The sequence below is a fragment of the Streptomyces sp. NPDC031049 genome, from assembly GCF_055571015.1.
In genome coordinates, this window is sequence record NZ_JBVIGC010000014.1 from 24,533 (window position 1) to 51,175 (window position 26,643).

Sequence of the window (26,643 nt, forward strand, 5' to 3'; positions counted from 1 at the left end):
GCCGCACGGCCGCACACGGCAGGGCCGCTTGCATCGACGCGGTCGGCCCCGCACGCGCGGTGCGTGCGGGGCCGGAACCGGCTCATGACTGGGGCGGGCGGGGTGCGGTCGGAGTCAGAACGGTGGTTCGTCGCTGTAGCCTCCGGCCCAGCCAGGCCCCGCCTTGTCGGAGGCCAGGGGCGGCTGGTCGGCGGTGCGGCGCCGCGGGCCGATCCGGCGGCGCAGCTGGTCGAGGAAGTGGAGCGGCCACAGGGTCAGGTCTTCGAACAGGACGCGGTAGGCGGGGCAGGTCGGGCAGGGGGCGGACGTGTCGGCGGGCCGGTCGGGGGTGGTGCGCTCCCACCACGGGAGGTAGCCGCTGCCGTGGCAGCGGCGGCAGGAGTGCTTCGGGCCGCGGACCGAGTACTTGGGGCCCCGGGACAGGGACAGGGTCTTGATGCCGGGGGTGTAGAGGAGTTCGAAGTACCCGTACCGCCAGGCCCACTGAGGGGGCTGGTCGGGGTCGTCGTAGGGGTGGGCGGGTTCGGCGAACAGCACGCGCGCCTCCTTGGGCTGAGGGTGGGCGGGCCCGGGTGGCCGGTCGTTGCGGTCCCGGGCGGGCGCACCGTGCGGCGGCGGCCGGCAAGCGGCGCAAGGCGGCGGCGATCGTGGGGCCCGGGTGGCGACTCCGGGCCGGGGCCGGAGTGGCGGGTATGCCGACGGCCCGCCCCCAGGGATCGGGAGCGGGCCGGGCCGCGGGTGCGCGGGGCCGCGTGGTGGGTCAGGAGCGGGCGGCGGACCGGGGCGTCCTGCTGATGCGGCGCATGGTGGTGGTGCGGGCCGGGGCGCGGGAGAGCGCGATGCGGTCGGAGTACTCGTGCCCCACCGTGTTGAAGTGGTCGGTGGGCCAGGTGTGCGCGGCCTGCTCCGCCGTGGGCAGGTCGCGGAAGTCCCCGTCGAGCAGGGCCCGGCCGACCGGTCCCCGGGCTCCGCAGTCCCGGCAGCGGTAGAAGCAGATCTCCGCGTACCGGTCGGCGGCGAAGCCGAAGGGGGTGAAGGGGTCGGCGAGCGTCAGGGCCTCGTCGGCGGTCATCACGCCCGCGTCCGCGATCGTCGCGATGGTGGTGGTGGTCATGGGTTCAGCTCCTGCCCGTGAGACGGCGCCGGGCCGTCGGTCGTCGTTGACGGCCCCTACCGTGCGGCGGCGGCCGGCAAGACGGGCAAGAAGACACGGGCGGGGCGTTCCCGCAGCGTGCGGCGGGCACGGGAGCGGCCCCGGCCGCCACGAGGGCGGGCCGGGGCCAGGGGTGAGGCGGGGGCTCGCCCCGCTACTTCGTGGACTTGCCGTTCCTGCCTGCCCGGACCCAGCGGACCAGGACCTGGGCGCCCCAGGTGATCAGGAGCAGGGCGGTGAGAGCGGCGAGCAGCGTTCCGTAGAACGTGTGGCCGCTGATCAGGTGGGTGACGGCGGAGAGCAGCGTCACGGCGGTCAGGACGCCGCACGCCGTCTGCCGGGTCCGCTCCGAGACGCCGGGCTTGAAGACCGTGAACAGGGCCGCCACGGCGGACGCCGCCTGGAGGACGGTGATGAGCATGAGCAGGACGAACAAGGGACAACTCCTCGTGCAACAGCAGGATTCGGCCGTGCAGGCCGCGCACCGGGCGGGTCGCCCCGGCGCCTGGGGCGCACCATGGGGCGGGACCAGGCAAGCCCCGCAACATGCCCCGCCCCGGCCGACCGTGAGCTGGTCGAGCCGGGGCCAGCACTGCGCGGGGTGGCCCGCGGGTCAGGACGTGGCGGGAACCGCCGGTGCAGTGGCGCCGGTCGATCCAGCGGTACAGCTGGCCGAGGAAGTGGAGCGGCCACAGGGTCAGGTCATCGAACAGGACCCAGCAGGCAGGGCCACGCGCAACGGCGGCGGGGGTGGAGGGCGGGGACGTGAGGCGGCCCCGGGCCGGTACGGGGGTCCGGGCGCGGGGCCGGTCGGCGCAATGGTGGGGTCCCGGCCCGGCGCCCGCAGAGCAGGGCGCCGGGCCTGGTGTGAGGTGTGGGATCAGGGGCGGGCCTGGACCCCGAGGTGCGTGGCCAACTGCTGGAGCAGGTGACCCTGGACGGCCTGGTTCCGCTCGATCTGGGTGAGGCGCTTTTCGGACACCGAGTCGGTAAGGCCGTCGCTGATGCCTCCGGTCCCGGGATCCGCGTCGGTGTCGGCGAGTTCGATCAGCTCGCTCATCACCTGACGTACGGCGGCTGTGCCGCCTGCGTGTTGGTGGACGTAGGCGAGGACGTCGTGGATGAGAGCGGCCGCGGCGGGGACGGCGCCAGTGGTGTTGAAGCGGTGCCAGCCGTTGGTGTCTGCGAACAGGTCGTCGCCACTGAAATACACGAAGTGGCTGAGCATGGTCAGGCCGCGCTCATCCTCGGTGGTCTTGTAGAAGAGGTTTCTGGTCGTGTTGGTGATCTCATCGGTGATCGGAAAGGGCCCGGAGACAGGAACCATAGTGTTCTCCTTGGGATCGCGGCCCGGGTGGTAGCCGGGCTGAACTCCCCCGGTGGCGGCGTAGTGACAGCGGGTGGCTGCACCGTGCTGGAGATGCCGGTAAGCACCGCAACCCGCGCAGGCCGTGCCGGCTGCAAGCGGGACCGGCGCCGGGCCGTCGGTCGTCGTTGGTGGCCGTACCGTGCGGCGGCGGCCGGCAAGACGGGCAAGAAGACACGGGCGGAGCGTTCCCGCAGCGTGCGGCGGGCACGGCAACGGCCCCGGCCGCCGGTGCGCCCCAGGCACCCGGGCGGCCCGCCCGGGTGCCCGGCCAGCACGGCCGAATCCTGGGCACCCCGCACAAGCCCCGCGGCGGGCTGGAGGACCGGCCGGGCGGGCATGCGGACGGCCCGCCCCGCGGATGCGGGACGGGCCAGGGCCGTCGTTGGTGTTTACCGTGTGCGTTCCACGAGAGCTCGGCGCTGGGGCAGGTCAGTCCACGGACAGGTGTCGCATATCCCAGCTATGGACGTTGCCCGCGCTGTCACGCACCCACACCGTGTGGGGCGCGTTCGGGAATCCGACCCTCTCCACGGTGCCCCGGCAGCCCTCGCTGTACGGCTCGCCGAGCCGCTCCCAGCGCGCGGTGAAGATCCGCTCTTCGCCCGAGGCCAGCAGCGCCTCCAACTCGCTTCTGTTCATGTCCTTGTTCCCTCTTCTGCCGTCGTTGCCAGGACGGCGTCGTGTGCCTGGTCGTGGCGCCGACGGGCACAGCAGCGGAGCGCCGGTGCGGGTGCGGTCGTCGGCAGCACCGGGACTGTGGGGTCCCGATGGGCAAGCTCCGCAACAGGGCGCACACTGCCTGCTGCGGAGCGGCCGAGCGCGTGCTCCTGGTGGAGTTCGTCGCGAGCCGGGAACCGTTGGCAGAGTGCGGGCTGCGCCGAGGGCTCGCGCGGCAAGCGGACACGCCGACGGCCCGCCCCCCACGAGGTACGGGGACGGGCCGAGGCAGGGGGCGGGCAGCGCGGGCCCTGTCCGCCGGTGAGTCAGGGGCGGCAGGCGGTCGAGGACTCCGCGTTGCAGCCCTCGCTGCAGGCGGACGGGGCCACCTCCATGAGCAGAGCCCGCACGGCGTTGGTGCCCGTGGCGCGGCGGGGCACCTTGGCGTCGTTGCCGTGGATGACCTCGGCACGCAGGACCTTGCCGCTGGAACGGCCGATGACGATGGAGCCGAACGCGCCATGCGGGCCGACCGCGTTGAGAATGATGCGGCGGATGCGCCCGTGGGGACGGCCCCAGGCGGGCCGCAGGCCCTTCGCCTCAGCGAGGCGCACGAGGCCTGCGGTGTACGCGGTGACACCGGTGAGATCGATCGTGGTCTCAGCCGCGCCGGGCACCGGCTCGAGGGCAGGGGCGAGAGTGGTGTTCATGATGGCTGGCCTCCGACGGTGGGTAGGGGCGGGGTGGCGAGCAGCACCCTGGCCCGGGGCCGGGCAAGCACAGCAACCGGTGCGGGCCGGAAGCCCGAGCACGGGGGCGGTCTGCTCCGCGCGGCGGGGCGGGGCATGGGTGAGCCCCCGGGTGCCGCGTCGGTCGCGGAGCCCGGGGGCCGGGGCGTGCTCCGGGCGGGGGTTATCGGGCGTCGATGGCCGCGCGCCATCCGTTCAGGACCGCGGTCTTCTGGTCGAGCGGAGTGAGCAGGGTGGTGATGCGCGTCTCGGTGCCGGACAGGCCACCCGGACCGAAGCCGCCGGGGTGGACCCACGAGGGGCTGTGGTCGATGTCCAGCATGGCCACGGTGGTGTCGGCCGCGACAGGGCGGCGGGAGCCGTCGAAGAACCGGCAGGAATCGTCGGCGTCGGCGATGTGGAACGTGCCGAACTGGAAGTTGAGGAGCAGTCGGTCAGCGTGGTCGTCTCCGTAGAGGGCGCGGCGGGCCCGGTCGGGGGCGAGCCCGGCACGCAGCTGCTCGATGCCCGAGACGGCGCAGCTGGTGAACAGCTCCTCGTCGTCGAAGAGGTCGGACAGAGCGTTGCCCATGAACCCGCCGGTGAAGCGGAGGGCGCCCAGGGTGGCCCTGGTGTGCTCCCACCACAGCGGGGCGAGTTCGCGCACGTGGGCGTGCATGTCCTTCAGGTTGCACAGGGTCCCGGCCCGGCTCATGGCGTGGGCGCGCAGGTAGGTGTCCAGCTCGGTGTGGCCGTAGGTGATGTATCCCATGAAGGGCTCTCTCCGCTCGGTGAAGTGGGGTGCGGGCGCAGGGGCGGCCCGGGGCGGTCCGGGGCGGCCGGCGGGCCCGGTGCCCCGCACTGGTGGCGGGGAGGGCCCGGCGCGCTGCGGCTGCACAGTGGCCCGGCGCGGGGCAAGCACGGCAACCAGCACGGACGGCGCGCAGCAGCGGACGCGTAAGAGCCGCCCCGCGCGGGACGGCGGGCATGACGCCGCCCCGGCCCGGGGGCGGGTCGGGGCGGCGCGGAGCAGAGCCTCAGACGCTGGTGGGCTGCGGTGCGGCGTACGTGACCGGTACGCCGACGGGTTCGGCGGGCCCGCCTACCAGCCAGGCATGAGCAACCGGCCGCGAGCGATCACTTCGTACGGGACGCGCGAGTAGGGGCCGTAGGAGTGCGATTTGGCTCGGGCTTCCCGCAGCCGACGCCGAGGCCGGTCCGGCAGTGTCCCGTACGGACACGGGCCCTGACCCGGACGGGCCAGCCGTTGTCGTAGACGTTGACCGGGGCGTACGAGCGGTCGAGCCACAAAGTGGTCATGGTCCTGCCGCTGTAGGTAACGACACACCATCGGGTCACGGTCATGTCGGTGGCCTCCTGCTCCTGGACGGGGTCTGACGATGCACGCCGCGTCGTGCACGCGCACACCGTGGAGCGGCAGCCGGCAAGCCCCGCAAGCCGCGGCGGGCGGCCAGGGGTATGCCGACGGCCCACCCCCAGGGATCGGGAGCGGGACGGGGCGCAGCGGAGCGGGGCGGCAGCGGGCCGCTCGCTCTACTTCGTGCGGGAGTTGAGGACGCCGGGGGCCTTGCGCACGGCCTGCCGGGCCATGTCCCGGACCATGCGGATGCCGAGGACGTCGGCGGCCAGGCGGAGGGTGGCGTCGTTGAACAGGGCCAGCTCCGGACAGTCGGCCTTGGCGGCGGCGAGCTCGGCGTCGGTGAGTCGCTCGATGCTCCACGCCGAGGGGGCGGCGCTGTCGATCACGCGGCGCTTGGACATCTCCGTGTCGATCGCGATGAAGTCCTCCACGATCTTCGCGGCGATGTCGTCGCGGTCCTCCATGAGCTGGACGTCGAAGGCGATGCCCTTGCTCTTGCGCTCCTCGGAAAGGTGCCGCTGCAGGCTGGCCTGCCACGCGGTGATGTTCGTGCGCAGGTCGGCGAGCGGGGTGTCCAGGTCGGGCCTCTCGTACACGATGCAGCTCCTGTCGCTTCGGGTCGGGCCAGTGGCCCGTGACGGGTGTGCGCACGGTGGCGTGGCGGTCGGCTAGCTGTGCAAGGGGCGGCCGGGGCGGGGAGTCCGGCCCGTGCGGGTGACGGGGGCGGGCACGCCGCCCGGCCCGTCCCCAGGGGTTGCGGGGGCGGGCCGGGGCGGGGCGGGCGCGGTTCAGGCGGCTGGCTGCTGGGAGCGGGCGCCGACGGCGAACCCGTCCCTCCACATCGCGGCGAGGAGCTGCTGCAACTCGTCGAGCTGCTGGGCGTTGAGGGTCTTGCGCAAGGTGCCGAACCCCTCGCTCATCAGCTGGGCACGGTGGGCCGCTGCCCCGAGGAGGGCGAAGCTGTCGTATCCGGCGATCGTCCCGTCCGCGGCCGGGAGGTTGCCGTTGGTCTCGTCGTGGTCGGCGAGCAAGGCGACGAGGCGAAGGAAGTCGGGGTGCAGGAGGTCGGGGCGAGGCGAAGACATGGGGCGTCCTGGTTCGGGAGGAGAGAGGGCGGGGCCGGGGCCCCGGGCGGGGGCCCCGGCACAGGGAGGAGCGGGGGGGGTCAGTGGTTGGTAGGGGTGCTCAGGACACGGCCGCCTCGGACGAGTTCGTGCGTGCACTGGCCCGTGTCGGTGGCGTGGGTGAGCTGGGCAGTGTGCAGGCGGGCCAGGTCGGTCCAGAACCGGTACAGGTGCGGCTGGTCCGGGCGGGAGTACTGCGGCGGCCGGGTGACGTAGCCGGTGGGGGCGGCGGCGTAAGGGACCAGCTCGGCTTCGAGCTCGACCCAGGCGCACTGGTGCTCCAGGTCGATGCCGAAGATCCGGTAGACGGCGTGGACGCCCCAGTCGTCGGTGTGGTCGCGGCCGGTGCCGATCTGGCCGGCGCTGGTGTCGTAGCGGCCGTCGGGGTCGCACGGCCAGTCGGCGAACGTGCAGTGCAGGGTGCAGGCGGGGGTGGCGGGCTGGCCACTGGTGGCGGGGCGCAGGTCGATGCCCTGGCGTCCCCGGCGGCTGATCGGCGCCTTCGAGCACTTCCAACGCTCGCTGGTGCCGGTGCCGTCACGGCCGGGGAGCTGGATGCGGTAGGCGAGCTGGCAGTTCCCGCAGTCCGCGCCGGGGGCACTGGCGAGGGGCTGCCCGCTGGCGGGGTGGATGCCCTGGCCGAGGAACGCGCGGACGTTGGCGTTCCCCGCCACGGCGGGAATGTGCGGGTAGCGGGGCTCCCTGCGCGGCGCCCTGGCCGTGGCGGCCGCAGCCTCGCCGGCCGTACCCGTGGTCGTGGGGGCGGGGGTGGATATGGACATGCGGGTTCTCCTTCGAACGCGCGGTGCGCGCAGACGGGTTGGCGTGCCAGGTGAGGGGCGGGTGGTGGTCACCGCCCCCGGCGGCCGGTGGGCCGCACCGTGACGGGGCACGGGGCAAACCCCGCAAACCGCCCGACGCAGCCGCCGGGCCGCTGGGCGGCCGGCAGACGAGTAATGGAACGGGCCCGGGAAGCGGGAGGATGGTCACCACTCCCCCGTCCCGGTGACCGCACCCTGACCCGGCGTGCGGCAAGCCCCGCAACCAGGCGTGGCCCGCCGCGGGCTGCCGGAGCCGTCGGTGTACATCAGCGAGCAGGCCCACTACGAGGCGACACAAGACGGGAGTTGAAAGACGGCGGTCGGCACGGCCGCGGGAGAGTGTGGAACGGCCCCCCGGCGCCACGAGGACGGCGGGGAAGGCCACGACCAAAGGCGCGGGCTGTCCCCGAGATTCAGAGCTGCTGCGGCTCGGTCCTCTTAGGCTCGGCGTCGTGGCTCATGGCCTCCACAGCGCGCATCGCGTGATCGAGGTAGGCGAGAGACGCCGGGCGAATCGGGGCGATCCACTGTTCACTGCGCTCGTTGTAGAACTCCACGGTCGCGGCTCCGCCGGACTTCATCGCGACGACGGTCCGGTCATCGGTCAGTTCGGCAAGGGCCAGGATCACGAAGTGCTCCACACGGTCGAGTTGCGTGGGCAACGCGCGGCGGCGGGGTATGCGGATGACCCCGCACCTGGAGGGGGCGGGGCCGGTTCGGAGCCTGGGGGCTGGTGGTGTCAGTGCTGGGGAAGACGCATCCGTGCGGTGTCCTGCCGGGCGGCTTCGGCATACGCGGCCAGCCATGCCGGGTAGTCGGGGTGCTCGTGCACGGCGGGCAGGAAGTCGTCCAGGTTCCCGATGCGGACGATCGTCCGCGCCGGTGATGGGATGCGCCGACGCGTGGGCGGGACGTCCGGGGTCCAGGGCTGGCCGAACTGTGCCGGGTCGCACGAGCCCCACCCGCCCAGGGGGATGCTGATGTCCTCGTGGACCATCAGGGCCGTGTCGTCCACCGAGGCGACCAGGCATACGGCGCTCTCGCGCTCCCGTACGGCCTCGCGGACGGTGTAGACAGCCGTGATGTTCCTATTGTCGGCCTCGAAGCCCTGGTTGTGGAGCGCCAGGATGAGATCACGCGGACGAAGCTGTGCGGGATCGGTGACGGGGGTTAGGCGGAAGGTGCTGGCGGGCCGGTGGCCGGGTCCCCGGCGGTGCGGGGCGCCGGGCAGGGTGGGGTCGTGGGGCAGCAGGCTCAGCCAGATCTCAAGGCCGAGACGTCCGGCGCGCTGTGGTGCGGTCTCGGTGGCGTTCATGAAGCTCTTTCCCTCGTGGTGGTGGCGGGATGACGGCGCGGGTTCGTTCCCGTGGGTCGGGTGTGCCTCGGCCCCGCCCCGCGCGTCGGGGTGCAGGGCGGAGCTGGGGCGGGGTGGTGCTGGTCAGTCGCGGTGGGGTGACGCGCGGTCCGGTGAGGGACACCAGGGTGGTGGGCTCGGTGACGGGCGAGAAGCCGTAGGAGTCGACCTCATGTGAACGGTGCGGGCGTGAAGGCCGGGGCGCTGCCGACGATGTCGGTGGCGTCGATGCGGGCGGTGACGGTCAGGGGGCGGGTCACGGCAGTCGTCACGGCTGGTACTTCCATCGGAGCGTGCTGCTGGTCGACGGGAGGGACGGTGAGGTTGCCGGTCGGTTAGGCAGGCAAGGAGCGGCGTGGTCGGTCGGCGGCGGTCCGTGGGGCCGGCTGGGGTGGTGGCCCCGCGCCGGGGCGGGAGTGTTCGGGCACGGGGCCGTGGGCGGGGCGGTCGGGAGGCCGTTCAGGTGCTGCTGGGGGGCGTGTCGGAGTGAGGGCCGAGCCAGTAGAGCAGCGAGTTCTCGCGTTCCCCGGTCTCGGCGGGGCTCAGCTCCGGCTCCGGCTCGTCGCCGTCGTCCTCTTCGTCGTCGGGGGCGTGGCTCTTGTAGGGGTAGGGACTGTCGGGGTTGTCGAGGAAGGCGAGGAAGGCTTCGGTGACGAACTGGCGGTCGTGGTCGTGGTCGAGCTTGATGTACAGGCGGAGGCATTCGAAGGCGGCGTGGGCGGCCTGTTCGGCTTCGGTGCGGGTGTAGAGGGGCTCTGGTGCGGTGCCGGGAGTGGTGCCGGTGGCCTGTTCGAAGCGGTGGATCGCGTCGGCGGCGGCGCGAGCGGCTTGCGCAGGCTGGGCGGCGGCTGGCTTGAGCTTGAGCAGTTGGAGGGCGTCGAAGAGTTGCTGGCTGGTCTGGGTCGTCCACGGCGAGGTGGAGGTGACGTCGTTGCGGAGGGCGAAGTAGCCGTACTGCCACATGTCGTGGAGGGCGCGTTCGAGCTGGTGGGTGGCCTCGTGGCCGGGGACCGCGCGGTAGGCGGCCAGGGCCATGCGTGCGCGGGCGGTGATGGTAGCCGCGGTGCGGGGGTAGGTGAGCTGGCTCATGGGCCTGGTCTCCCTCTTCTGGGGGTGTTGCTGGTTGACGGGAGTGACAGTGCGGTGCGGGCCGGTTAGGCGAACAAGGGCGCGGCGTGGTGGGTCCCGGGTGTGGGGCGGCCCCGCGCCTCGGGCACGGGGTGTTCGGGGTGCGGGGCCAGGGGGCCGCGCTGCGGGGCGTGAGGGTCAGTCGTAGCAGGGGCCCGCCGTGGTGGGCCCGTAGCTATCGCCGGGCTGGCCGGCTGCCCGGGGGCCGCCGCCGCCCGATCCCGCCACGTAGCTCCATCCGGCCACGGGGTAGTAGCCGGTGCGGTCCGAGCGGCAGGGTTCCTCGTCGTAGCCGAGAAAGTTGTCGCCGCACGCGCAGGACTCGGACTACTCGGTGACGACCTGGACGATGTGGCTGGAAGCGGGTCGTTCGTCGGCGGCGCGCAGGAGCTCGCCGACGTTGACGGGGCGGCGCAGCGGGTTGCGGATCACGGGGCCTCCTGAACTGATGTCTGCCACTTGGCGGGCAGGTGTGGCGGCCCGAGGAGCGGGGTGGACACCGCTCCCCCGGCCGGGCTGACCCTGGGCAGGTCGGGCCAACGGCCGCAACCCGTCGGGCCGGGCGGGGGCGGCGGAGCGGGACATCCTCGCCCTAGAGCGGCCCGCGACGCTCTAATCGATCACGCGGCGGGCGGCGCGCTGCCAGTCGGCAGGAAGCCCATCCAGTGCCTGTTCCCAGCTGATGGGCTCGGTGGGCGTTCTTTCGAGGATGTGTTCCCGGGCGAGGGCCCGTTCCCGGCTGGAGACGGTGAACTTTCGGGTGGCGAGGTCGAGGACCACCCAGAGAGTATCCGCGTGAGAGCCGGTGGCGTACGGCTGGTGCCGCCAGTCGTTGCGCGGCCCGTACAGGTGGTGGAAGAAGGGAACCTGGCCGGCGTCGATGAGGGCGTTCAGCGCGTCCGCCAGGTTATGCCATAGGACGTTGATGTCGGTGGAGGTAGGCGGTGTCGTTGTCACGAGGGGATTCCGTTCGAGCTGGTGCGGTGGGTGGGGGGTGAGGGCAGGCCGGGGAGCGTCGCCTGCTCCCCGGCCCGGGGCGGGTTGGTGGTCGCCGCTCCCCTGGGGCTGGTGTGCTGACCCTGGGCGGGTCGGGGCCAACGGCCGCAAGGGTGGCCGGTGGCCGGGGCGTGCGGTCAGTGCGCTGGGCTGTAGGTGTGCGGGGCGAGGAGGGTGAGGGCGTCCGCGATGGGGCCGATCATGTCCGAGGGCAGGGACGCGGTCTTGAGGGCGGCCAGGGCGTCGGGGGCGTCCATGTCCTGGATCTCGTCCATGAGGTCGGCGTCGTCGGGGTCGTCGGAGGCCACCTCGCGCGCGGCCCTCAGGACGGCGTCGAACAGGGTGTGCGCGGCCTCCTCGGCGGCCGTCGGTTCGGTGGCGCCGGAGGTGAGGGGGGCCAGGTGTGGGGAGACCCGGGCGGCGGCCCGGTCGGCGGCGGCGTGGAGTTCGGCGTCGGACAGGCGCCGCACCAGGAGGTGGGTGTGGTGGTCGGTGACCTCGTAGCGGGCGTGCTCGTGGCGCAGCACGGCGCGCATGAGGCGGTGGTCGCTCTCGCGCTGGTAGGCGTCGGGTCCGAGCGCGGTGAGCTCGACGACGGGGCCGAGCTGGGGATGGTCGAGTTCGCGGGCGGTGAAGCCCTGGCGGGAGGTGTCGGGCCGGGTGCCATAGCGCAGGCGGGTGAGGTCGTGGACCTTGAGGTAGTTGGCGATGGTGTTCGCCCGGGCGGGGCGCGCGGTCGTGGGGTGGGTGATCGGCTTACGGCGTCCGGCGTTTCCCTCGGCGTTGGTGTAGGGGGTGGCGAGGGGGGGCGACGGTCCAGCTGCTGTAGGGGGTGAGGTGGGCGACGGCCCAGGCGCGGGCGTCGTTGTCGGTGGCGAAGGGCCCGTACGAGTGGAGGGCGACCATGCCGCCGGTGTGGTCGCGGTCGGTGGCGACGACCATGGAGGTGTTGGAGAAGGCGTCGCCGACGAACTGGGCGTCGACGGTGGCAATCGGGTCGTGGTCGAGGTTGATGAGGGTCGTCAGGTGCAGGAACATGCCGGGGCTGCCTCTCGGGCTCGGGAAGGGGGGAGGCCGGGACCGCACCAGGTCGCCCTGGCGGGCGTGGGGTGCGGCGGCCGGTGGCGGCACTGTCGGGGTCCGGCCGGCTAGAGCCGCAACCTGAGCAGGGGGCAGCCAGGGTTGGGCGTACGAGCGGCAGAGCGTCGAGAGGGAGGGGTGGCAGGCGGCCCCGCCTACGGGGGTGTAGGGCGGGGCCGGAAGTGGGGGCGGGGCGGGTCAGCTGTGGTGGCGGGCGATGTGCTCGCTGCGCAGTGCACGGGCCAGGGCCTCGTCCGGGATGAAGACGAGCTGACCGTGTTCGGTGCGGTGGGCGGCGTAGTCGGTCAGTCGGCCGCTGCCGACGGGGGTGAGCGGGCCGACCATCGAGGGCTCGGGCACGAGGCAGGGGCGGGGCAGCGCTCCTCCGGGGCTTCGCTCGGTGGGCAGCTGGTTGACGGGGAGTACGGTGTGATGCCACCCAGCTAGCCGAGCAAAACGGAGCGCGGCGGATCGCGGCGGGCAGGGGGCGGGGCAATGCGAAGGCCCACCCCCTCAGCAGGGGTGGGCCTGGTGCGCCCAAGCTCGGTGCGCGGGGGTCAGTTGGCGGGGCGGCCGGTCTGGTCGGGGCTGTTGCCGTGGCGGTCACCGCGGAGGATGTCACCCTCGATGTAGGTGATCATCGATCCGTCGGGGGCGCGCATCGTGTAGTAAATGGAGGACTCCGCCCAGACCAGTTCCCAGCCCGCGGTGTGCAGGGCGTCGCTGACGGTCTCGTCTCCGCCGGAGCCCGCGAAGAACCCGCGGTTGGGGCCGTGGCCGGTGGCTAGGGTGCGCAGGACGTCGTCCGCCTTCTTGGCGGTGCGCAGCTCCTGGAGCTGTTCGGCGATCGCTGCCCAGAAGGTGTCGAGCACGTCGGACATGATGCATCTCCCTTGTTCACGTGGTGGTCGCGGCGATCCGGCCCGGGGCCGGGCGCGTGCCGGTGCGGCAGGCGGAGGTTCTCGAGCGGGCGGCCAAGGCCCGCAACCCCGCCGGCCGCACAGAGGCGTGCCCGGGGGCGGCCGGCGGTCAGGGGGCGGGCTTGACCGGGTCGGGAAGGGAGAAGACGCGACGCGCGGGGCGGGGCGGCGGCTGGTCGGGAAGGCGTTCCTTGGCCAGGGCCTGGACCCAGTCGGGCACGCCGTCGGGGAACTCGACGGGGTGGTAGAAGCGGCGGCTCGTCCACACATCGAGGGTGCGGCGGCGGCTGTCGACCCGGCGCCCCCGGACGGTGAGCGTGCCGACTTGCCACTGCTGGGCCTCATGGGTCGGGAAGGGGCGGAGCCCGGCTTCGAACTCCTCGGCTCGCATCTGGTGCTTGCCATCCCGGGTGGTGGCGAGCAGCTGGGGGCGGCTGATCGTGCCGGACACGGTGAGCGTGGCCTCGGGTGTGCTGAGACGGATCTTCACGTGGGGCTCCTGGTCGATGAGGGGGAGGGTCGGCGCCGAGCTGGGCGCCGGGTCAGTGGGTGGGGTCGTCCTCTTCGTGGCTCCAGTGCTGCCACGGCCACAGGCCGCCGATCCGGTACCGGCCGTCGGCGTCGGGGCGGATGAGGTGTCCCGGGCGGCCCGGTTCGGTGCGCAGGCGAGGGTCGGAGGAGATGAGCAGCGCGTCGCGCAGCCACTCGCAGGTGAGGTGGCGGCCGGTGCGGTTGGTGGCCAGGTCGGCGGCGATCTGCTCGGCCGTGGCCCGGGAGACGCTGATGGCGTCCCACGGGCCGAAGGCACGGGGAACGGGCAGGGCCTCGTAGGGGCCCGACTCGCCGTCGTCGTCGAGGGCAAACAGGTCGGGGGGCAGCGGGGCGGAGTCCAGCGGCGGCAGGGATGCAGCGGTGGCGGCGGGGATGATCGCGACGGGGGTGTTGCGGTAGACGATGACGCAGTCCTCGCGGTCGTCGGCATCGTCCAGGCACAGGTAGCGGTCTGCGGTGGCGCCGTGGGCGTGGACATTCTCGCACTCCTCGCACTGGGCCGGGCAGGTGCCGAAGGGGCGGGGGTTAGCGGTGAATGCCTCAAGGACGTGTTCGGCGTGGCGGGTGCCGGGGCCGTCGGTGAAGAAGGCGACAACCACGTCGGCGGGGCGGACCTGGTGGGCGCGGACCACGGTGGCGTGGCGGAGGGTCATGCCGTCGGGCAGCGGCCGGTAGCGGTCGGTGAGGGTGGTTGCGGGGCGGTCGGTGAGTATGAACTGGTCGGTGCTGCCGGGCAGGGACAGGGTGTGCTCAGGCATGGTGGGGCCTCTTCCTGGAGTCACGGGCGGTGGCGGGAAACGGGCGCGGGCCAGCTGACCGGGGTTGTGTCGTGGAGAAGGGGTGCCGGGCCGCCCCGGGGGGCGGCCCGGCCGGCCGACGGCTCGACCGCATGGTGAAGGGGTGACCGGCCGTGTAGGCGGACTTTCGGGGGCCGGGTGCCGTCCGGGCGGGGCGTAGTCGCCTCGGTCATGCGGTCCGGGGCGCAGCGTGGGCGGCGCCCCGGCCGGATGGGGTGGTTAGTCGTCCAGGAACTTCTTCGCGGCCTCACCCGGGGTCAGCTCCTCACCGTCCGGGAGGCGCCAGCGAAGGGCACCGCCGGCGGCCTCGCTGGTGACCATGGCGCCGGGAGCACCGGACTCCCGCAGGCGCGTTGGGATCGACTTCCGCGTGAATCCGGTCCTGACGGTGATCGCGGGGCGCTCGTCTGGCGCCGGAGGGATGCGGGGCACGCCGTGCAGTTCCCCGACAGGGGTGGACAGCTCGGAGGTGTACAGGCGCCGCACGGCGAACCCCTTGTCCCGGCGGACTGCCGCGCGGACCTTCGCGTGGCGCATGGCCGCCGTCCGCGCCCCGGGGTCGTCCTTGGCCTCGACGCGGGCGAGTTCGGCACCCTCGGCGTTGGTGATCACCCACCAGTCGGTGAGGTCGCCCTCGGGCTCCGGGCGGAGAGGGGGGAGCTCCCGAAGCTGGGCCAGGGGCACGCGGACGGGCCCTTCGTGCTTCACGCTGTGGACCTCAACCCTGCCGTCTGCGGCAGGCTCCGACATCACGACGACGATGTCCCGGTGTGCCTCGCCCTCCTCGGGAATGTAGACGGCCGCCGTGGCGACGGGGAACTGCTCGGCGAGCTGCGCGGTGCGCGTCCGGTTGGCCGCGTTCACGCCGTGGTGGGTTAGCGTCCAGTGACGGACGTTCGAGGGGATGGACGAACCGCTACGGTCGCGCAGCACGGGACGGACCCACTGGCGCAGGCGCATGATGTTGAGCGTCCGGGTCTTCGCGTCGGACGGGATGCGGCGCTGGGGATTGTCGAGGGCGGCGAGCAGGAGACGGGCCTGGTAGTCGGTCGCCGGGGCGTCGAGGGCGGCGCTGGTCATGACAGTTCTCCTCAGTGCAGTGGTGGCGAGGGGCGGTTGCGGGGGTGCGACGCATACGACTCGCGCGCCTGGTATGTCGGCGGCCGGCCGGTTAGAAGAGGGAGAAGCTGGGGGCCGGCTGGGGTTTGGGGATGCCGGGCCACCTCGGGTGAGGGGCTGGGGCGGCCTGGCGGCCGGGGGCTCGACCGCAACTTCGGGGAGATGTGGTGTCGGAGCGGCCTTCCGGCAGCACTGACACTGCCCCGGACGGGGTCAAGCCCCGCAAGCGGTGCGGTGGCGGAACAGTGCCGGGCGGCGACATGCGCACTGGTGACGGGGCAGAGACGAGGCACGCGGCCGGGTACGGACAAGGATCGGGGTGCGCCGCATGTGCTAGGCGTGTGGTGGTTGAGGAGGCGGGCCGGGGCGGCCCCCGACCGGTGGGCGCACCGTGCAGCGGCGGCCGACAAGCGGCGCAACCAGTACTCCGGCTCGGCCTGGAGCAGTACCGCGGGGACGAGCGGGCGGCGCGGACTTGCCGACGGCCCACCCCCCACGAGGTACGGGAGAGGGCGGGCAGGGCGGGCCGTGTCCGCCGGTGGGTCAGGGGCGGCAGGCGGTCGAGGACTCCGCGGTGCGGCCCTGGCGGCAGGCGGACGGGGTCACCTCCATGAGCAGGGTCCGGACGGCGTTGGTGCCCGTGGCACGGCGGGGGGCCTTGGCGTCGTTGCCGTGGATGACCTCGGCGCGCAGGACCTTGCTGCTGGTGCGGCCGATGATGATGGAGCCGAACGCGCCGTGCGGGCCGACCGCGTTAAGGATCATGCGGCGGGTACGGCCGCGCGGCTGGCCCCAGAGCGGGCGCAGCCCCTTCGCCTCGGCAAGGCGCACGATGACGCACGATGCCCGCGGTGTACGCGGTGACACCGGTGAGATCGATCATGCTCTCGGCCGCGCCGGGCACCGGCTCGGGGACGGGGGCGAGGTGGTGTTCATGATGGCTGGCCTGCGGAGTAGGAGTATGAAGGGGCGGAGCATCGAGCAGCACCCTGGCCCGGACCGGGCAAGCACAGCAACCAGCCCTTCGCACCCGCACGGCAGCCAGCGGCGCCACCCCAGGGGCGGGCCATGCCCCCGGGGTGGACGAGACGTCAGTCGCAGTCGCAGCGGTAGTCCTCGTGGCAGTCTTCGCAGAAGGCCACTTGTGCGGGAAGGGGCCACTGGCGGCCCGCGACCGTCTCGCTGCCCAGCTCTTCGGTGAGGCAGCCGACTCTGTCGGGGGTGATCAGAGCTTTGCACCCTTCGCAGGTGTACTCCTGCTCATTTCTGTACTCGTCGTGGATCTCTTGGGTGAGAGAGCGTGGGGCAGAGGGCCAGACCACGGTTTGTCTCCTTCTCCTTGCTTGCTGGCCAGTCACAGCACTGGCCGATGTCAGACTCCGCACCGGTGGTGTTAGCAGCGCAAACGGCGGTGCCAGCCGTGGGAAGGGGCATGAGACGTCACGGCACTGCTCGTCCCGCCGGAGTGGGCGGGACGAGCAGTGCCGTGGCGTCACTCGTGGTGCCGGTGAACCTCCTGGGCCGTGCCTCGGCTTCGCCCGTCGTTGTGCGGTAGAGGCGAGTGGCGAGGTCGGCTGCCTCCCTCGTAGTGGGGTGGGTAGCTGGCACGCTGCCGCCACCGGGCAACGCGTCCAGGGCGGCGGTGTTCCCGTCGTTGTGGAGCAGTTGCTTGAGGGAGACGTCGCGGTACAGGGTCGAGCGGGAGTTCAGGGTCATTGCGTTGGACTCCAGGCGCAGTACCGCGGCGGCCGTTCCGGAAAGGGGCGGCAGCGAGCGAGGTGCGCGTCGACGGGTGCTCGGACGGCAGGGTACGGGCAAGTTATTGAGAATTGAGACAGGTTCGTGATCCTTCGTTCGGTGGGGTGGGGCCGGTCTGAGGGGTCGTTCATTCCGGGCGGGTGTCAGTGGTGCCTGCGATCGTGTGCGGCGTGGATGAACTCGTGGAACGTGTTGACGCTCAGGACCGTGTGCTGGGGGTAGTCAGTCGGCGGGACGCCGTTCGGGAGGGCTGGCTGCACCGGGTTGGCGTGGTGGTGTGCCGCGATAGGCAAGGCCGTTTTCTCGTGCATCGGCGGGCCGAGCACCTGTCCCGTTTCCCAGGGCACTACGAACTCGGCGTCGGGGGTGCTGCGGGAGTCGGCGAGTCCTATGAGCAGGCAGCTGCCCGCGAGCTCAGCGAGGAGCTGGGAGTGCGGGCGACAGCGTGCCTTCGGTTCAAGTTTCTCAACCGGGGCGGGCTCAGCCCTCACTGGCTTGCGGTCTGTGACGCCGTGCTTCCGGAGATTGTCGCCCCTGATCCGGAAGAGGTGGCCTGGCACGGGTGGCTGACTGAGTCCGAGCTGCGGCGGGCTCTGCAGCAGTGGACCTTCACTCCTGACAGCCAGGCGGTTTTCGATCGATATTTCGCTTGTCGTGCTGCCCCGGCTTCTGCGCAGAAACGGTGCTCATGAGCTGGGTCAGTGGGACGAAGGCGCCGGTCGTTCCGAGGTCCCTGGGAGTGGGGCCGGCGGGGGTGGGGGTGTCTGCAAGACGTTCGGTAAGGGTGGTGACCGCTTCGCGGTCTCCTTCGAGGGCCTCGCGCTCGTCATCTGTGAGGTCGAGTTGTTCGAGCATCTGGTCGATGCCGTCCTTGACGGCCAGTAGCTGACCGCGGGCGGAGCCTTTGGGGACGTAGAACGGGCAGCGTGCGCAGGCCAGCCGGTGGGGGCACTTGGCGAAGAAGTCGTAAGAGCAGTAGCCCTCGCCCAGGTCGTAATACTTCCAGGGCTGTTCGCCGTCGGCGGCGGCGCCGGTGAGGATGGACTCGCGGTCGATGAGGACCTGGATGGTGCGGATGTTGCGGGCGAAGTAGTCGGCCTTCTTGTAGGCCGCGGTGAGGGTGCGCTGCAGGATCGCGGCGTAGTAGCGGGTGCTGGCCGGGTGCTTGTGTCCGAGCCATTGCTGCAGATCGTTGAGGGTTAGCGGCTCCCGTGCGTTGATGAGTTGTGTGGCGATGGTGGCGCGGGCCCGGTGGCTGGTCAGAGCTCCGCGGGAGTCGGTCTGCGGGACGCCGGATTTGCGGCAGAGGGCCGGGAGAATGTTGTGGTTGAGGTAGTCCTTGCCGACGAGCTGGCCCCGGTGGCAGAACAGGTGCTGCCGCTTCTGGCCGGTCTTGCGATCGACGAGGTCAGGCTGAGGCGGCCGGACGAGTTTCCAGGCATCGATGAGCTGGCCGACGACGGGGTCGACCGGCTTGTTGAACGGCCGGGACGTCTTGTTCTGCGGGATGTGCAGCAGGCAGATCGTGAAGGGCTCCCCGGTGCTGTCGTCAGTACCCTCGTCCCAGGTGACGCAGTCCAGCTCGATGCGGCGGATCTCGTCGACGCGGCAGCCGCCGAACAGCCAGACGCCGACCATCGCCCGGACCATCTCGATCGGGTAGTAGGTCGACTTCCAGCCGGCCTGTCGGGCTCGGCCAGAGCCGTAGGGCATGAGGTCCTCGGCGTTCAGCGTGAGCCCGGCGGCCATGAGCTTGGCCCACGACGCGTCGTCGATGATCCTGGGATTCGGCCCCATCTGGGCGCGCAGGGAGAGCGGCATGCTCATCACGCGGCGCGGCTCGAAGCGGGGCTTGATCCATTCCCATTCGATGAGGTCGCAGAAGAACCCGCGGATGCTGTCGATCCGCGCCGCCCGGCCGGCGGCGGAGATGGGCTGGCCGAAGCGGCTTCGGTTGCGGTTGTGTCCGGCCCACTGACCGACGGTGGCCTGCATCGTGTCGGCGATGTACTCGGCCGTCATATCCCGGGTCCATTGATCTGGCGCGATGACGTCCGGGTGCTTCTCCGCGGCCCAGCGGCCAGCGATGAGGATGACGGAGAACATCGAGCGGATGGTGCCGGGCTCGTGGGTGGAGAACTTCCGCCAGCGCAAGGCCCACTCGGCCCATTCCGGTGGAACGGTGGAGAGCATGTCGGAGCGGGGCCCGGCCTTGTCCTCGTTGCTGTGCAGCGGAGCCGGGATGACGCCCTTGTGCGCGAGTACTCGGGAGATCTTGATGAGACCGCGACGTCGGCTGGTCAGGCCGGCAGTCTTGTAAGCGGTGACGAGTTGACGTACGAGGTCGTCGGTGAGGTCTTCCAGGCGGGGACTGCCAGCACTGAGGAGCGCATCGAGGACCGCGTTACCGACCTGCCACTCCAGCAGGTGCGGTGAGGTCTGCCAGGAACTCAGCACATGTTCGATCTCGTCCAGTGCGGGCTGGGTGGCGCCGGGGCCGAAGACCAGGTCGGCGAGCCTGCGGAGCTGGTTGATGCCGGCCGTGTGGTGCAGGCGGTGGTGCCCGCCGAGGAGGTGGCCGAGAGCCGCGATGTGCAGCCGAGCGGGCCCGGCCGCTCGGGATATCTCCGCCCAGGTGGCTTCGTCCCACAACCGGTAGGAGAGTCCGCGGACGCGTACCTCGTCAAGGATGCGGTTGCGGGCGGCGCGGGCAGTCTTGGGGGACCAGGCCCGGACGGCTTCCTCGACCGGCCGCATCAGCTCCGGCAGAGCCTCGCGCGACATCGCGTCGCCAGGGGAATGGTTGGGATCGGTCGTGTTCATCGCTCCTCCAGCAGCGCGGCGAGCAGCCGCTCGCGGTCGGCCTGGACGGTGGTGTTCGCGCGATGGAAACGGGCGGCCAGCTCGCGGCCGGACAGGTGTAATGGTGGGCTCGGGTATTGGAACTCTCCGAATGCCTGGCCGTGGACGCCAAGCCGTACAAACTCCTGCGCCAGGCCCTGGACCGGTCCTCACGGGTGGCCGTCGCCAAGTACGCCTGGTCCGGGCGGGAGCGCTTGGGCCTGCTCCGGGTCCGCGACACGGCGATCGTGCTGCACGCGATGCTCTGGCCTGACGAGATTCGCGACCCCTCCCCGATCTACCCCCCACCGGCCGAGGTCACCGAACAGGAGATCGACAGCGCGCTCGCGCTGATGGACACCATGGCCGTCGACAGCCTGGAAGGCCCGGAATTCGAAGACGAGTACACCAAGGCCCTCGCCGAGATCATCGAAGCGAAACGCGAGCACCGCGAACCGCCGGCCGCGGCCGAGCCGTCACAGCCTGCGCAGGTCCTGGACCTGATGGCCGCACTGAACGAGTCGGTGGCCAAGGCCAAGGCCTCCCGCGGTGACGGTGAGCATGCTGACGTCCACGAGCTGCCGAAGCCGAAGAAGACCGCGGCTAGGAAGGCGCCAGCGAAGAAGGCCCCGGCCAAGAAGACCACAGCGAAGAAGGCGGCCGCCGCCCGGAAGCGGCGGCGCAGCGCGTAACCGCCAAGGACCCATACCTCAGCCGTCCAGGAACCCCAGCAGTGAGTCCGGTCGGCAGTGTGGACAGGCCTTCACTCCGTCCGCCAGAGCCCGCAGCGCGGCATCCCTGGCCAGCCCCCGGCTGCGCTGGCCCGCGTTCCAGCAGTCCCCGGCGTGCACGTACACCGGCGGCGCGGTCCGGTTCAGTCCCAGCTCCAGCAGCCAATCGGGCTGCGGGGGCCGCACTGCCAGCCCACGCAGCCGCTCCTGTTCACGGCGCTCCTCCTCAGCGATCCAGCGCCGCGTGCGCTCCAGGTCACGCTCCTGCACTCGCTCCAGGAACCGGAGCAGTGTGAGACGCGTGACTGGATCGTTCATGTGTTCGAGTCTAGAGTCCGTGGATCCGACAGCAAGCCCAGGGGGGGAAAACGGAGTGGACGACTCCCATGGAGCCCGCCCAGCTGCTCGCCGACCATGGCGTCGATCCTGCCCGCCTGGACCACGCCCCGGCACCACCGGCCCGCAGAGCGGCCATCGACCGCGTCCTCACCGTCCCCGCCAGGCCCTGTTCGGCATGCGGCGCTGCATCCCGCACCGCCCGAGCCGTCACCTTTCCCGAGGCGGGCCCGCGCTGGGTGGACCTGTGCCGTGACCACGCCCTGGCCGTGAGGCGGCCGGCGCCCGGCATGCCCACCACCCTGGACGGCGTCCTCGCCGACCTCCAGGCCGCCGCGATGGACCTCCCGCTGTATGCCCGCATCACCATCGTCGGCCACACTCCGTACCGAGCGGGGTGGCAGCATGAATCGCTCAGGCGTGCGGCGTACGCTGAGGGCATGGCTGCCCCCGCTCCCTCTGAGACGCCCTACTCCGCCGCGGTGCGCCTGGGCTGCTCGGTGGGCCAGGTGGGATATTGCGCCCGGTGCCAGGGGTACTGCCACCGCTACGGCAACGGCGGCAGCCCCCTCTGCCCGAGCTGCAAGAAGGACGTCCGGCAGCGCGGCTGACGGACGCCTGCACCCTCTTACCCCCAGGTCTGGCGGCACAGTCCCACGATTGCGGGTCGGCTCCACCGTCCGCTGGTCCGCTGGCTCGCACAGGTCGCGCATCTCGAGACGGCGCGGCTCGGGGCGCACCGAGGTGACGTGGGCGGCCAGCGGCGTGGCGCCGGGCGCGGCCACACCCGCAGCCGGGGAGCCGACGGGACAGCCGTCCGTGTGGCGGTGGCCGCAAGCAGACGCTCTGCGACACGGTGGTACAGCCCACGAGGCTCAGCAGGACCTCTCACGGCCAGTCAGCCCGTCGCGAGCACTTGGTGTGTGGCCACGTGCCCCAACGTGGGGCAGGCGGCTGCGTGTGCGGCAAGGCATGAGACAGCCCTCGGCACCACGCGGGTGCCGAGGGCCGAGACGCGGGCGGAGATCTCAGTCGGGGTCGCTTCAGCGCCCCTTGAGTTCGGTGGTGTCAACGCGCAACTCGACGTGTCACTGCCGGTCCCCTCTCCGTCCAGGAGGTAGCGCTCTCCTGCCTCCTGTCCGGAGCCGGAGGTCGGTGAAGGTGATCCTTTCGGTGCGGAACACGGTGACATCGTACGGTGCCGGTCCGCCCCGGCCGTTTTCTTTTCAGTCGGCAGCCTCCTCACGCTGGTCCAGTAGAACCAGCGCGTCGTAGGTGAACAGTGGTGGGCGGGTGGTGCAGCTTTGCACCAGGGTGCGCGGCTCGTCGTCGCCGTGGGTCAGGAACGTGGTGATGGCCGCGCGCAGTTGATCGCGCTGTGCGGGGGTGATGGCGCCCTCAGCGAGGGCGCCCACCGTAGGGACATCCAACCAGAGGCTCTCACTCAATCCGCTGATGCTGTACGTGGTGCGCTGCTCCGCGGCCATCACCGCCGTCCATGCGCGCACGCGTCCGACGGCGGTGGCGAGAGCAGGGCGGGCGCCTGCGGTGATCTCCGCCAGGCGTGCCGCGTACCGGGCGTAGTTGGCTCGGCAGACATCGCAGGCGGCTACGCTGCCCATCGGCCCGGTTGGAAAGCGGCCAGTCGCATAGACGCCGTGGTGTGCATGGTCAGGGGCGTAGTTGCACAGCATCGGCACAACCGCGTCGTTGGTGACATATCGGTTCTCATTGGGGTGAGCGTCCATTGCTCCTCCGGGAACAGGGTGGGTGGCTCGCATCGTGGGCCGGGTGGCTCGCCGACTTCCACGAGGCGGTTGCTGCGCACGGTCGCCTGGCCGCTGGTAACGCCCGCAACCCCGGCCGCACGATGGTCTGCGGCGCGACGGAGGCGGGCGTGGGTCGGCCCCCGATGCCTGGTGAGGTGGACATCGGGCGCCAGACACTGCGATCAGCTGGCGGTGGAGGCGGGGCGGATCAGCACACACTGCATCGATCTGTCCCCGCGGTATTTCGGCTGCGGCACGGTCCACATCTGCGAGTACGTGGTCTCACGGGCGTTGGGGATCCGGGTCAAGGCCGTGCGCACCGCGTAGCCCTGCGAGAACGGGTGGGTGCCGTGCACCGGTACCCAGTCGGCGGACTCGATCACTTCCAGGAATTCGGTACGCCGGGCCTCGGAAACCAGGTCGGTAGCGGCCTCGACGTCGATCCCGCTGCTTCGGGTGGGCTCTGACATGTGGACCTCTTGGTTACGTTGAGCGGAGTGGGCGAGCTCGCCCGCGAAAGGGGGCAGAAAGGAGCGCGTGCCTATCCCTCCGGACGAGGGCCGCAACGTGACCCAGCGGCCGGCAAGGGAAGCAACCATCCCTACGCAGCGCTTCTACTTGGGCGGGTTGTCAGGAGCAGCCCAGAGGGTGGAGGTGGTTCGCGGCGTCGTCGGGCGCGAGGGGGACGGTGTGGACGTCGTAGCGCCAGGCGTAGGCGTCGGAGATGTCGCACCCGAGAACCTCGGCGCGGATCGCGAGGACGACACGGGGGTCGGTGCTGCTCAGTGCCTGCTCGAGGGCCTTCGCGAAGGCAGACAGGAAGGCGTTCAGGTCCGTCGCCGCGTAGTACCCCGTGACAGCGCTCGGGCCCGCACGAAGGTGTGCGGGCCCGCACGAAGGTGTGCGGGCCCGGGCGGTAGGCAGCTGGCGGAGCGCGTGAGTCGGGACGGGCTCGTCCTGGGGTTGGACGGAAGCGGGTGGTTGCCCTCAGTCCAGGATGTTCAGGAGGGTGCGAATGCAGTGGGCCGTGTCGGCCGCTCCGAGCCGCACCGTTCCGGTGAGGAACTGCCGCGCTTCTGCGTCGGTGACGTCCCAGTCATACCCGTAGTCGGGGCCGAGCGGGTTGTGGAAGTGCATGACGTGGGATTCGGGGAGGTCCACCACGACGTACTGTCCGGCTGAGTCACCAGTCTCCCGGTGGGGCGTTCCGTTGCCGCTCAGCTCGGCGGTGAGGCGGTGGTGGGTGGCGTCGGTCGGCGGGCGGCCGCCGGTGAGCGGCTGCGGTGCGAGGGTTTTCAGGACCGCGGCGAAAGTGGCTGCGGGCGCAGTCGGGTGCGTGGTGGGTGCAATGCTGGTGACGAACCGGTTGAAGAGGCGTTGCGCGGTGTTCTTCGCTTCCTCCTTCGTCGGGAAGAGGCCGTGCCGGGGGATACGTACGGGGAGGCGGGTGGTGAGGGAGAACCCTTCGCCTCGTGTGATCGAGGGGCTGAGGCTGAACAGGGCGCCGGGCCAGTTTCCGGAGAACGCCTCTTCGGTGCGGTGTGACTTGTCCCTCCAGACGAGGGGGAAGGTGCGCATGTGGGGTGGATCCTCTCGGTATTCGATGTGTAGCGGGTCCGCAGGGTGTGCGGGGTGCGAGTGAGCGGCCTGCTGGAGGACTGGTGGGGCAAGGGGCACGAGCCGGGCAGCGGCTGGGAGCGCCGGTTGTTGCTTCCGATTCAGGCGCGGAAGACGGTCTCGCCCTGGACGGTGATGTGCATCGGGACGGTGCCGTCGTGGCGAGCGAGGCGCGGGTCGACGGTGTCGAGGTCGATGCTGAACTTCAATTCGGCGGCTTCAGAGTCGAAGTAGACAAAGACGAGGACGCCTCCCTCTTCGAGCGCGGGAAGCGTGTCCTCTCCGTCGTAGCCGGCCGCTTCGACCGGCCAGAACCGGGCGGCCTGGTGGAGTTCGCGATGCAGCGGCAGTTCGGTGGTCGGCGACGCGCTGCGGTCGAACCAGCGGGTCGTCGCCGTGCGTATCGTTGTGATGATCGCGGCAATACGGCGGACATGGGGCATCACGGATTTCGCCAGCATGGAAGCTCTCCTAGGGGCCTGATGGCGGCGCCAACTAGCCAGTCGTCGAGGCCCGTTAGAGCTCGACCAAGATCGCTGGGGCGCCTGGTGACCAGACCGTAGAAGCTGGGTCGATTAGTGCCGCAAGGCCGCTGAGGGTCGGTTCCGGACCCACAGCCAGCGGTTATACGTCGGGCCCTGCCCAGGGTGATGGGCGGGGCCCGACGCGTACGGGGGTGCGATGGGCGCGAGGCAGCCGCTCGGAGGGACGCGGCGGACGGTCTCCTCACGTCACGCGCGTTGCAAAGGCGGCTGCGCAGGCTGCGGTGGAGGCTCAGCGTTGGTTCTTACCCGCGGTGTGCGCCCACGAGCGGCCGAGTTCCTCCAGAGGCTGATCGCCGCGTCCCACCTTGAAGCTGAGGATCCGCGCTGGGACGTGCACTCCTGATTCATGGATCACGGTGTGGGCTCGCGAGGGAGGCTGGCCTCGGCCCACCAGCTCGGTCTGATCATCACGTGCTGGAACGCGTGGGTCGAAGGGGAGAGACGGGGGGAGGTTCCGTTCGGGTCGGCCGACCCGATGCCGGGCATCCGCAGGATCGTGGCCGCGCCTGCTGCTAGCTCCAGCGGGCTCCTCTGGGCCAGCCGCGCTTCCTCGGATGGCCAGCTCGAGGCCGCACCGTTCAGGGCGCGGCCGTGGGGGTGGGGCCTCCCGAGTTCTGACCGGGGGTGGGCGGCTGCTGGTGCTGCGGGCGCTGCGGGGAGGGCTGCCCGCGGGATGCCGGAGGATGTGCACTCGCCGTGCGGAGTACGGCTCTCATGTTGGCGGACAGCTGACCGATCGCGTCGACGACCTCCGCCACACGCTGAGGGTCGAGTACGGCGAAGGCGGATGAGGCCAGGGCCGGATCGAGGGTGGCCAGCGTCTCGTTCAGTTCCCGCAGGGTGCGCGCTCCGGGTGCTCCCGCTTCCACGGTCCTGATCCGGTCCGGCACGGCCGCGCCTTCCGGTCCGGCCCATTCCTGCACCGCCCGGGCCCGGGCGGCCGCGGTGGCGGCGGTGGCTAGGTGGCCTTGCTGGGCGAGCTCGACCAGGCGCACCTGGTCGGCTTCGGCGTCGGGATGACTGCGGCGGGGAATCACCGCAGCGACGACGGCGAGGAGTGGCTGTGCACGAATGACGCTGGCGTAGACCTGTGCGGCGTGCTGCGCTGTGGCATCCATCCAGTCGTGGTCGTCGGTGTCTGTGACTCGCGCGGTGAGCAGTTCCAGGACGTCCTGCGTACGTTCGGCTGCCTCCGGGAGCTCGGGGCCGCAGGCGGCGAGCCGGTTCCAGTCGGCGATGAGGACCTCGTCCGGAGCGTTGTCGTACGGGATGAGCAGGTCGGCCCGGTTGTAGGCGGCGCTGGTGCTCCGGGCCTGGTGGCGGATCTCCTCGGCCGCGCGCTGGGATATTTTTGTGCGCGCCCGCACTTCGGCGAGCACGTCCTGGTCGGGTAGGACGTCGGTATCGGCGGTGATCAGGATCCCCCAGGCTCGGCCGGCCTGTTGTGCACTGTCCAGGGAGAGCGGCTGGTGGTGGCTCGGCATCTGCCGGATAAGCCACTCTGCCTGGGCGTGGACGAGGGCCTGGGCCTGCTCGGAGACGTGGCCGTCCAGGAGCCCGTTGACCTGGGCGTCGAAGAGGGCCGACTCGAGGAGGCGCCCTGGGGCGATCGCACCGCCGGGGTGCTCGATGCTCTGGCGGGTGCGGGAGTGATCCTGAGTGAACCACTCGATGGCGTTGTGGACGTTGTCCCCCCAGGGGGGGGGGGGGGGGGGGGGGGGGGGCGGGGGGGGGGGGGGGGTGGGGAGGAAGGGGGGGGGGGGTGGGGGGGGGGGGGGGGGGGGGGGTTCATGGGTGAAGGTCAAGAGCTGCGGGTACGCAGCCGCGGTGTGGTGGTCTTCAGGACGACCGTCGCCTGCGTGCTGCT

General features: G+C 71.5%; 33 protein-coding genes. 3 read left to right on the forward strand and 30 right to left on the reverse strand.

Going from position 1 to position 26,643, the window contains the following annotated elements:
- Positions 1–114 precede the first annotated feature (114 nt).
- The 23 genes from ACZ45Q_RS23150 to ACZ45Q_RS23260 all read right to left on the reverse strand — a co-directional run bounded on the left by ACZ45Q_RS23150 (position 115) and on the right by ACZ45Q_RS23260 (position 16,895).
- Positions 115–537 carry a hypothetical protein gene (locus ACZ45Q_RS23150; RefSeq protein WP_468264484.1) on the reverse strand — a complete coding sequence of 141 codons (423 nt, stop codon included), beginning with the start codon at positions 535–537 and terminating at the stop codon, positions 115–117.
- Positions 538–760: 223 nt separating this feature from the next.
- Positions 761–1,114, reverse strand: coding sequence for a hypothetical protein (locus ACZ45Q_RS23155; RefSeq protein WP_468264486.1), 354 nt, complete (start codon positions 1,112–1,114; stop codon positions 761–763).
- Positions 1,115–1,307: 193 nt separating this feature from the next.
- Positions 1,308–1,589 carry a hypothetical protein gene (locus ACZ45Q_RS23160; protein ID WP_468264488.1) on the reverse strand — a complete coding sequence of 94 codons (282 nt, stop codon included), beginning with the start codon at positions 1,587–1,589 and terminating at the stop codon, positions 1,308–1,310.
- A gap of 444 nt (positions 1,590–2,033) precedes the next feature.
- Complete coding sequence (locus ACZ45Q_RS23165) at positions 2,034–2,480, reverse strand: hypothetical protein (RefSeq protein ID WP_468264490.1); 447 nt, start codon at positions 2,478–2,480, stop codon at positions 2,034–2,036.
- 471 nt (positions 2,481–2,951) lie between these two features.
- Positions 2,952–3,161, reverse strand: coding sequence for a hypothetical protein (locus ACZ45Q_RS23170; RefSeq protein WP_468264492.1), 210 nt, complete (start codon positions 3,159–3,161; stop codon positions 2,952–2,954).
- Between the two features lie 344 nt (positions 3,162–3,505).
- A complete protein-coding gene (locus tag ACZ45Q_RS23175) occupies positions 3,506–3,889 on the reverse strand; it encodes a hypothetical protein (protein WP_468264494.1) in 384 nt (127 codons plus the stop codon).
- Positions 3,890–4,091: 202 nt separating this feature from the next.
- On the reverse strand, positions 4,092–4,679 hold the full coding sequence (locus ACZ45Q_RS23180; RefSeq protein WP_468264496.1) for a hypothetical protein: 588 nt from the start codon (positions 4,677–4,679) through the stop codon (positions 4,092–4,094).
- A 782-nt stretch (positions 4,680–5,461) separates the two neighbouring features.
- A complete protein-coding gene (locus tag ACZ45Q_RS23185; RefSeq protein ID WP_468264498.1) occupies positions 5,462–5,884 on the reverse strand; it encodes a hypothetical protein in 423 nt (140 codons plus the stop codon).
- Between the two features lie 192 nt (positions 5,885–6,076).
- Complete coding sequence (locus ACZ45Q_RS23190; protein WP_468264500.1) at positions 6,077–6,373, reverse strand: hypothetical protein; 297 nt, start codon at positions 6,371–6,373, stop codon at positions 6,077–6,079.
- 80 nt (positions 6,374–6,453) lie between these two features.
- Positions 6,454–7,194, reverse strand: a complete 741-nt coding sequence (locus ACZ45Q_RS23195) for a hypothetical protein (protein ID WP_468264502.1) — start codon at positions 7,192–7,194, stop codon at positions 6,454–6,456.
- A gap of 452 nt (positions 7,195–7,646) precedes the next feature.
- Positions 7,647–7,874, reverse strand: a complete 228-nt coding sequence (locus ACZ45Q_RS23200) for a hypothetical protein (protein ID WP_468264504.1) — start codon at positions 7,872–7,874, stop codon at positions 7,647–7,649.
- A 98-nt stretch (positions 7,875–7,972) separates the two neighbouring features.
- Positions 7,973–8,548 carry a hypothetical protein gene (locus ACZ45Q_RS23205; protein ID WP_468264506.1) on the reverse strand — a complete coding sequence of 192 codons (576 nt, stop codon included), beginning with the start codon at positions 8,546–8,548 and terminating at the stop codon, positions 7,973–7,975.
- Positions 8,549–9,046: 498 nt separating this feature from the next.
- On the reverse strand, positions 9,047–9,676 hold the full coding sequence (locus ACZ45Q_RS23210) for a hypothetical protein (protein ID WP_468264508.1): 630 nt from the start codon (positions 9,674–9,676) through the stop codon (positions 9,047–9,049).
- Between the two features lie 651 nt (positions 9,677–10,327).
- Positions 10,328–10,672, reverse strand: coding sequence for a hypothetical protein (locus tag ACZ45Q_RS23215; protein WP_468264510.1), 345 nt, complete (start codon positions 10,670–10,672; stop codon positions 10,328–10,330).
- 176 nt (positions 10,673–10,848) lie between these two features.
- On the reverse strand, positions 10,849–11,247 hold the full coding sequence (locus ACZ45Q_RS23220) for a hypothetical protein (RefSeq protein WP_468264512.1): 399 nt from the start codon (positions 11,245–11,247) through the stop codon (positions 10,849–10,851).
- Positions 11,248–11,467: 220 nt separating this feature from the next.
- Positions 11,468–11,749: a hypothetical protein gene (locus ACZ45Q_RS23225; protein WP_468264514.1), complete on the reverse strand. Its 282-nt coding sequence runs from the start codon at positions 11,747–11,749 to the stop codon at positions 11,468–11,470.
- Between the two features lie 240 nt (positions 11,750–11,989).
- Positions 11,990–12,151 carry a hypothetical protein gene (locus ACZ45Q_RS23230; RefSeq protein WP_468264516.1) on the reverse strand — a complete coding sequence of 54 codons (162 nt, stop codon included), beginning with the start codon at positions 12,149–12,151 and terminating at the stop codon, positions 11,990–11,992.
- A 197-nt stretch (positions 12,152–12,348) separates the two neighbouring features.
- Positions 12,349–12,672 (reverse strand): hypothetical protein, encoded by a 324-nt coding sequence (locus ACZ45Q_RS23235; protein WP_468264518.1) that lies wholly within the window; start codon positions 12,670–12,672, stop codon positions 12,349–12,351.
- Positions 12,673–12,820: 148 nt separating this feature from the next.
- Complete coding sequence (locus tag ACZ45Q_RS23240; RefSeq protein WP_468264520.1) at positions 12,821–13,201, reverse strand: hypothetical protein; 381 nt, start codon at positions 13,199–13,201, stop codon at positions 12,821–12,823.
- Positions 13,202–13,253: 52 nt separating this feature from the next.
- Complete coding sequence (locus tag ACZ45Q_RS23245; RefSeq protein ID WP_468264522.1) at positions 13,254–14,021, reverse strand: hypothetical protein; 768 nt, start codon at positions 14,019–14,021, stop codon at positions 13,254–13,256.
- Positions 14,022–14,279: 258 nt separating this feature from the next.
- Positions 14,280–15,140 carry a hypothetical protein gene (locus ACZ45Q_RS23250; protein WP_468264524.1) on the reverse strand — a complete coding sequence of 287 codons (861 nt, stop codon included), beginning with the start codon at positions 15,138–15,140 and terminating at the stop codon, positions 14,280–14,282.
- 582 nt (positions 15,141–15,722) lie between these two features.
- Complete coding sequence (locus ACZ45Q_RS23255) at positions 15,723–16,010, reverse strand: hypothetical protein (protein WP_468264526.1); 288 nt, start codon at positions 16,008–16,010, stop codon at positions 15,723–15,725.
- Positions 16,011–16,619: 609 nt separating this feature from the next.
- Positions 16,620–16,895 (reverse strand): hypothetical protein, encoded by a 276-nt coding sequence (locus tag ACZ45Q_RS23260; protein ID WP_468264528.1) that lies wholly within the window; start codon positions 16,893–16,895, stop codon positions 16,620–16,622.
- A gap of 224 nt (positions 16,896–17,119) precedes the next feature.
- Between ACZ45Q_RS23260 and ACZ45Q_RS23265 the strand changes: the two genes are divergently transcribed.
- Positions 17,120–17,629 (forward strand): NUDIX domain-containing protein, encoded by a 510-nt coding sequence (locus tag ACZ45Q_RS23265; RefSeq protein ID WP_468264822.1) that lies wholly within the window; start codon positions 17,120–17,122, stop codon positions 17,627–17,629.
- On the opposite strand, the gene ACZ45Q_RS23270 is transcribed toward ACZ45Q_RS23265, so the two are convergent.
- A complete protein-coding gene (locus ACZ45Q_RS23270; protein ID WP_468264530.1) occupies positions 17,547–19,760 on the reverse strand; it encodes a tyrosine-type recombinase/integrase in 2,214 nt (737 codons plus the stop codon). The two genes, ACZ45Q_RS23265 and ACZ45Q_RS23270, sit on opposite strands and share 83 nt — an antisense overlap.
- A 116-nt stretch (positions 19,761–19,876) precedes the next feature.
- Here ACZ45Q_RS23270 and ACZ45Q_RS23275 point away from each other — a divergent pair, with 116 nt between their 5' ends.
- Positions 19,877–20,470 (forward strand): Ku protein, encoded by a 594-nt coding sequence (locus ACZ45Q_RS23275; protein ID WP_468264532.1) that lies wholly within the window; start codon positions 19,877–19,879, stop codon positions 20,468–20,470.
- 18 nt (positions 20,471–20,488) lie between these two features.
- On the opposite strand, the gene ACZ45Q_RS23280 is transcribed toward ACZ45Q_RS23275, so the two are convergent.
- Positions 20,489–20,827: a DUF6233 domain-containing protein gene (locus ACZ45Q_RS23280; protein WP_468264534.1), complete on the reverse strand. Its 339-nt coding sequence runs from the start codon at positions 20,825–20,827 to the stop codon at positions 20,489–20,491.
- 68 nt (positions 20,828–20,895) lie between these two features.
- Between ACZ45Q_RS23280 and ACZ45Q_RS23285 the strand changes: the two genes are divergently transcribed.
- On the forward strand, positions 20,896–21,456 hold the full coding sequence (locus ACZ45Q_RS23285) for a hypothetical protein (protein ID WP_468264536.1): 561 nt from the start codon (positions 20,896–20,898) through the stop codon (positions 21,454–21,456).
- Between the two features lie 615 nt (positions 21,457–22,071).
- On the opposite strand, the gene ACZ45Q_RS23290 is transcribed toward ACZ45Q_RS23285, so the two are convergent.
- The 5 genes from ACZ45Q_RS23290 to ACZ45Q_RS23310 all read right to left on the reverse strand — a co-directional run bounded on the left by ACZ45Q_RS23290 (position 22,072) and on the right by ACZ45Q_RS23310 (position 26,260).
- Positions 22,072–22,593: a hypothetical protein gene (locus tag ACZ45Q_RS23290; protein ID WP_468264538.1), complete on the reverse strand. Its 522-nt coding sequence runs from the start codon at positions 22,591–22,593 to the stop codon at positions 22,072–22,074.
- A gap of 203 nt (positions 22,594–22,796) precedes the next feature.
- A complete protein-coding gene (locus ACZ45Q_RS23295; protein WP_468264540.1) occupies positions 22,797–23,084 on the reverse strand; it encodes a hypothetical protein in 288 nt (95 codons plus the stop codon).
- Positions 23,085–23,601: 517 nt separating this feature from the next.
- Positions 23,602–24,192, reverse strand: coding sequence for a hypothetical protein (locus ACZ45Q_RS23300; protein ID WP_468264542.1), 591 nt, complete (start codon positions 24,190–24,192; stop codon positions 23,602–23,604).
- 140 nt (positions 24,193–24,332) lie between these two features.
- Positions 24,333–24,692, reverse strand: a complete 360-nt coding sequence (locus ACZ45Q_RS23305) for a hypothetical protein (protein WP_468264544.1) — start codon at positions 24,690–24,692, stop codon at positions 24,333–24,335.
- Between the two features lie 662 nt (positions 24,693–25,354).
- Positions 25,355–26,260, reverse strand: coding sequence for a hypothetical protein (locus ACZ45Q_RS23310; RefSeq protein WP_468264546.1), 906 nt, complete (start codon positions 26,258–26,260; stop codon positions 25,355–25,357).
- Positions 26,261–26,643 lie beyond the last annotated feature (383 nt).